Source organism: Candidatus Peregrinibacteria bacterium (assembly GCA_016220175.1).
Classification (GTDB): Bacteria; Patescibacteriota; Gracilibacteria; order CAIRYL01; family CAIRYL01; genus JACRHZ01.
Genome location: JACRHZ010000009.1, coordinates 1 through 5,115 on the forward strand (window position 1 = coordinate 1; position 5,115 = coordinate 5,115).

Below are 5,115 nucleotides of genomic sequence, written 5' to 3' on the forward strand. Positions count from 1 at the left end.
ATTAAAAAATATCTTGAAGTATATTGGAAAAATAAAAAAGAAATGCCGAATTTAACAGAAAAACAGGTTCTTGAAAGAGTTGCGGATACTCACATGAACTCAAAGAAAAGACCAAAATCAATGAGATCTGGAAAACAATATCTAAATTACGTATTCTGTAAAGATAATATTTGTTATATAAGCATCTTTGAGCTGATCGAACATTTTATTTTATTTGAGTTCCCCCGAAAATATAAGCCACTTGAATATGGTAACGAAGATATTTTTGAGTTGGAACGAAGAATTCGTTCAGGAGAAAAATCGAAGAAAGAGTTACTCATTGAAAAAATTGAGAAAATGTCAGATGAGATAAAGTCCAAGGCTCTGTAACAACACACTTTCGAGGGGGTAACTCTTTTAGCGGGAGCCGCCTTGCAGGCGGGTCCCAAACGTTTAGGAACTGGCTACAAGCCAGTTCCAGCAAAAGTTAATGGAGCGGTGAAGTGTAATTTATCCGCTTCTGTTAGATTCTGTTTGAAAGTGAAACAGTCAAACTCAAGTTTAATGCCTTTGCTACTTTCTCAAGAAAATGAATGCTCGGATTGTAATTTCCTGATTCCAGCCGCGAAATAGCAGATTGTTTTGTCCCCACTTTTTGCGCAAGCGCAGATTGCGTAAGTCCTTTTTGAAGACGCTTTTCAATAACTGCTTGAGCAATTTCAAATTCAGGAGCGAGCTTATCATAAGCCTTGCGTATCCCTTTCTCTTCTAGGAGCCGATTTTTAAAATTTGCATATTTTTTCATACAGATAAATTATAACGTATATGTTATGTATTTTCAAGAGAATCTAAACGTTTCTTTGCCAAAAGAATGTGCTTCTGAGGAATTTTTTGAGTTTTTTTGATGAAGGCATGAAGAAGCACAATAGCATTTTTATGAAAGCAGTATAAAATTCGTAATTCTTGTTTTCCTCTTATTCTCAATTCAAAAAGATTTCTTTCAATCTTTTTACTATGAGGCATGCTCAATTTGTTTGAGAATTTTACGAGAAGATCCAAAGTACGCAAAGCTTTTGCTATAGTCAAAGCGTCCATTTCTTCGATAAAGATTTCGATGTTTTTACTAAAAAAACTTATTTCCATGAGATGAATGCAAAGTGAAGAAAGAGAGAATTCTTATGAAGATTAGAAAAAATTGAGCAGTAAGCAAAAATGACCGTTTTTAACTTCATAAAGAAGCTCTGAGTAAAGTCGATTTTTGCCAGTTTTCTTCTGTCGTCGGAGTCCGTCGACACTTTCGCGCTGAAGAAAGAGAAGAAATGCTAAATTCCTCTTGAACTTTCAACAAGGATTTTGTATGATAGTGGAGCCCAAGTTAGTACACAGTACTTTCCTGTTAGACCCGGGTCTCAACAATTAGGACTACTCCGCGAGGAAGTGGTCTTTTTTGTATTCTTCACTCTTCAGATATTATGAAAAATGCCCTGGTGATTATGGGGAGGGTGCTGATGCACTGCCTGGGATTGAGACCCGGGTCAGCGGGTTTGATTCCCGTCCTCTCCACCAGGGCGCAGTAAAATATTTTCGTAAAAATTGCTCCACAACATTTCCTCTTCTTCATAACAAACAAATCGTAATTTATGGTGCTATAGAAACGAAAGGTTCAACTCAAAAGAGTTGAACCTTCCCCCGGCGGAGTCTCCTGAAACGAAGTGAAAGGAACTCCGCCGAACCAAAATGTTATTTTGTTTCTGTGGTCGCAGAACAGAGTTCTGTCATTAGCCACTATCTATTCAGAATAAAGAGGCGTAGTATTGAATTTGCTCTGTGCTTATTCTTTAACACAAAATTTATGCTTTGGACAATTTTCGTAATCCTCCTCGTATTATGGGTGCTGGGATTAGTGAGTTCCTACACCTTGGGAGGATACATACATTTTTTGTTAGTCATAGCAATTGTGGTCTTGCTCCTCAGGATCATTCGTGGAAATAAAATAGTTTAATTCTTTAATTATTATTATATGGATGTAACTGCAAAAGCAGCTCTCAAAGCTGGTATCGCTAATTCTGCGGCGGCTGAAAAAGCGGCAATTGATAGAGGAAAAACTGCCGCAGAAGCGGCAATTGTTGCGAAAGCTGGGGCCGACAAAAGAGCCATCGATACGAAGGCAAGTGCTGATAAAACAGCTATTGATCGTATGTAATTTTGATGGTGGATTTTATTTCTCTACTTGTACAGAGTGAAATTATCGCGCTCTTTCCTCCGCTCGTCGAAGTCTTCTGGACTTCGACGCAAAACCAGATTAATGTAGTGGTGAAGTGCAAAACACTTCGCCGAGTATAGGGAAAACGAATGGTTCAACTCTTCTGGGGTGAACCCTCAAAAATTTTCTCTTCAGTTTGTATTCCGTGATAAAACATTTCACGATCTTTTTTGAATAACTTTTCAGCGATATGATCAATCGTATGGGTAATGAAAAAAGCCGCAAGAACATCAATGGAATAATGCAAATGACCTGCAAGAACAATAATCCCAAAAAAAATGGCTATACTGATAAAAAACACACGCAATCTGAAGTTTTCCCAAAAAATCAGTGCCATTAAAAATGGTAATCCCGTATGCCCAGAGAAAAAAAGATCACCACCAACAATAAAAAATCGGGCGATATCTGAAAATTCAACAACGGGTGTTGGATACGGACCAATATGCGTTAAAGTAATGAACGCTGAACGAATAAGCACAAAAAGGCTGACGCTTTTGAGTGTGTAAGGAATTTCTTGTGGCTTTCGAAGAAGCAAAATAAGGACAAATGGGATAAAAATTAATGGACCATACACAAAAATCGTATCCACATCGAAAATACGAATATTGCTAAGAATAATGTCTGTTACCGAATTACTGGCACTTTCTGTTGCATAAATCGCCGCATAAAAATTTACAACAAGACTAAAAGCAAGGAAGAGCGCACTCCAAATAAGTGAATGGAAGAAATCACACCTGTGCAATTTGTGGGAACGCATTTCAGGAGGAATCTGCTCGAACGAATTTGCCGATGAATTATCTGAAAACATAATAACCGAAATATATATGGAAAACACGTAGGAACAGAACCTTTTTTTTATTTTTCTTTATAAAACTTCTAAAGCCAAATCTTACCGAATTGATCTCCACTCTTTAGAGGCAGATTTTTTGAAAAAAAATAAGGAGAAGGCGTTTATCCACCAAGTCATCAAAAGCCGTGGCCAACCAATTTTATGAGCGCGTCGGCCTGTGTGAAAAACCGTAAGTTCTTGTACCATTCGCGTTTTGCCAATCTTCGCGAGGCGTGCAAACATATCGATATCCTCCGCTACTACCAATTTTTCATTATATCCATTGAGTTTATAAAAAGCGTCACGTTTGATCATTTGGAATTCTCCACTTGCAGCTCCCTGTCTCAGTATATTATTTCGAAAAATAAACAAGAGATTAATACACTTAAACATGAAGCGGTCGAAAATTGTCTCGTATTCTGGGAGGACGCGTAACGAAACAGTGATGCCGACCAACTCTGGTTCATTTTCAAAAAATTTTACAGTTCGGCAAAAAAATTGTTCGGGGTCAGGAATAATGACATCAGCGTCTTGGAACAGAAAATAATCATATTTCGCAACACGTGCTCCTAAGTTTTTCCCGCCAGCAATTGTTTGGCGTTTTTGTCCGGTATATTTCTCTACGCGTACGAAATTTTGTTCCGCAATCTCACATGTTCGATCAGTACTTTTTCCATCGGACACAATTATCTCGAACGGGAAGGAGTTCCCCTGTTTGAGATTTTTAAGGGTACGTTCGAGAACGCTCTCTTCATTGAGAGTAGGAATGATGATGGAAATCATAGTCAATTATTATTAAGCGTAAGTTTACGAATATAACGGATTCCTGAATAGAGGGTAGCGAGGAAAATCATGAAAGAACCAGCAACAAAAATAATTTGAAATTTTTCATCTATGAGCGAATATACATTCCCAAAGAAGTACCCAATAGCGAGCAATGTGCTCGTCCAAAGAAGGCCTCCGATGAGATTATACAACAACACTTTTCTGAAGGGAACATGCATTATCCCTGCAGTTACGAGAAGCGGAATCGCAAATCCAAACCCCATTGTGACTTTTGAGATGAGCAGAATGAGATCTTCATGCTTCCGGAAAAGCTCTTTTGTTTTCTGGAGTATCGGACGAGAAACGCCAAATTTGTGAAAGATGCGTGAAAGCCCGAGATAGCCGATACTGTACCACATAGCATCAGCAAGGAGATCCCCTGATACGAGGATAAGTAAAACCAAAATCACGGATGGGAAATAGCCAAGTCGCAATAAAAACCCGGTTGCTACCATTACCACAGGACCTTCAAAGAACGCTCCAAAAAAAATTACGAGATATTTAAAACTGCTAAGGGAGACAATGATATTTGTAAATATGGAAAGTATCATTTCTGAAAAATGAGAGAAACGTATCGTAAAAGCAAAATTAGAATGTAGTATATTGACAAATTAATTTTCAGATATAAGATTGAAGTGTCACAAAAATCACTTTAACTTTATGTCATGAAAAAAATAAAAATAATATTGAGTTCCGATGAAATCCTGTTTTTAAAGAAATTTAAAGGGGGAAAAGGTCGGACGCTCCGTGAAACAAACCGTGTCAATATTCTGCTTTTGTGCCACAGTGGCAAGCGTGAAAAAGACATTTCCGAATTTCTAGAGGTCACGGCCGATACTATCTGGAGAATCAAAAAGAGATATACCGAAGGAGGCGTGAAAAAGGCCATTGAGGAGAGCCCGAGACCCGGTCAGCCAAGGCGATTCAGTACCGACCATCAGGCAAAACTGACAGCCATTGCCTGCAGTGAAGCTCCCGGAGGCAGGGAACGATGGACCATTGGACTCCTGACAGAGAAGATGCGCTCTGGTAAAAACGGATGCAAAACAATCAGCAGGGAAAGCGTTCGTCTGATGTTAAAAAAACGGATATAAGCCTTGGCTGAAAAAAATGTGGTGCATCGGGACAATGGATGAAGAGTACATATCAAGAATGTATTCTCTTCTCGGTCTTTATGCCGAACCGTACGACTCCAAACGCCCTGTCATCTGTTTTGATG

Annotated in this window: 9 protein-coding genes and 1 tRNA gene; 5 read left to right on the top strand and 5 right to left on the bottom strand. The window is 38.7% G+C overall.

Annotated elements, in window-relative coordinates; translation table 11 throughout:
• A partial coding sequence (locus HZA38_00910) for a hypothetical protein (GenBank protein MBI5414060.1) occupies nucleotides 1-369 on the top strand: 369 nt, incomplete at its 5' end.
• A 133-nt stretch (nucleotides 370-502) separates the two neighbouring features.
• Here the strand turns inward: HZA38_00910 and HZA38_00915 are convergent.
• Together HZA38_00915 and HZA38_00920 are read right to left on the bottom strand one after the other, a co-directional pair.
• Complete coding sequence (locus tag HZA38_00915; GenBank protein MBI5414061.1) at nucleotides 503-784, bottom strand: helix-turn-helix transcriptional regulator; 282 nt, start codon at nucleotides 782-784, stop codon at nucleotides 503-505.
• Between the two features lie 23 nt (nucleotides 785-807).
• Complete coding sequence (locus HZA38_00920; GenBank protein ID MBI5414062.1) at nucleotides 808-1,122, bottom strand: type II toxin-antitoxin system RelE/ParE family toxin; 315 nt, start codon at nucleotides 1,120-1,122, stop codon at nucleotides 808-810.
• A gap of 352 nt (nucleotides 1,123-1,474) precedes the next feature.
• Between HZA38_00920 and HZA38_00925 the strand changes: the two genes are divergently transcribed.
• The 3 genes from HZA38_00925 to HZA38_00935 all read left to right on the top strand — a co-directional run bounded on the left by HZA38_00925 (nucleotide 1,475) and on the right by HZA38_00935 (nucleotide 2,182).
• Nucleotides 1,475-1,545 (top strand) — tRNA-Ser (locus HZA38_00925).
• A gap of 286 nt (nucleotides 1,546-1,831) precedes the next feature.
• On the top strand, nucleotides 1,832-1,981 hold the full coding sequence (locus HZA38_00930; GenBank protein ID MBI5414063.1) for a lmo0937 family membrane protein: 150 nt from the start codon (nucleotides 1,832-1,834) through the stop codon (nucleotides 1,979-1,981).
• A gap of 18 nt (nucleotides 1,982-1,999) precedes the next feature.
• Complete coding sequence (locus HZA38_00935; GenBank protein MBI5414064.1) at nucleotides 2,000-2,182, top strand: hypothetical protein; 183 nt, start codon at nucleotides 2,000-2,002, stop codon at nucleotides 2,180-2,182.
• 154 nt (nucleotides 2,183-2,336) lie between these two features.
• Here the strand turns inward: HZA38_00935 and HZA38_00940 are convergent, their stop codons facing one another.
• The 3 genes from HZA38_00940 to HZA38_00950 all read right to left on the bottom strand — a co-directional run bounded on the left by HZA38_00940 (nucleotide 2,337) and on the right by HZA38_00950 (nucleotide 4,447).
• The gene (locus tag HZA38_00940) at nucleotides 2,337-2,999 is read right to left on the bottom strand and encodes a hypothetical protein (GenBank protein ID MBI5414065.1); all 663 of its coding nucleotides are present in this window, start codon (nucleotides 2,997-2,999) and stop codon (nucleotides 2,337-2,339) included.
• Between the two features lie 132 nt (nucleotides 3,000-3,131).
• Nucleotides 3,132-3,854 carry a glycosyltransferase gene (locus tag HZA38_00945; protein MBI5414066.1) on the bottom strand — a complete coding sequence of 241 codons (723 nt, stop codon included), beginning with the start codon at nucleotides 3,852-3,854 and terminating at the stop codon, nucleotides 3,132-3,134.
• A 2-nt stretch (nucleotides 3,855-3,856) separates the two neighbouring features.
• Nucleotides 3,857-4,447 carry a VTT domain-containing protein gene (locus HZA38_00950; GenBank protein MBI5414067.1) on the bottom strand — a complete coding sequence of 197 codons (591 nt, stop codon included), beginning with the start codon at nucleotides 4,445-4,447 and terminating at the stop codon, nucleotides 3,857-3,859.
• A gap of 114 nt (nucleotides 4,448-4,561) precedes the next feature.
• Between HZA38_00950 and HZA38_00955 the strand changes: the two genes are divergently transcribed.
• Nucleotides 4,562-4,990 (top strand): helix-turn-helix domain-containing protein, encoded by a 429-nt coding sequence (locus HZA38_00955; GenBank protein MBI5414068.1) that lies wholly within the window; start codon nucleotides 4,562-4,564, stop codon nucleotides 4,988-4,990.
• The last annotated feature ends 125 nt before the right edge of the window (nucleotides 4,991-5,115 follow it).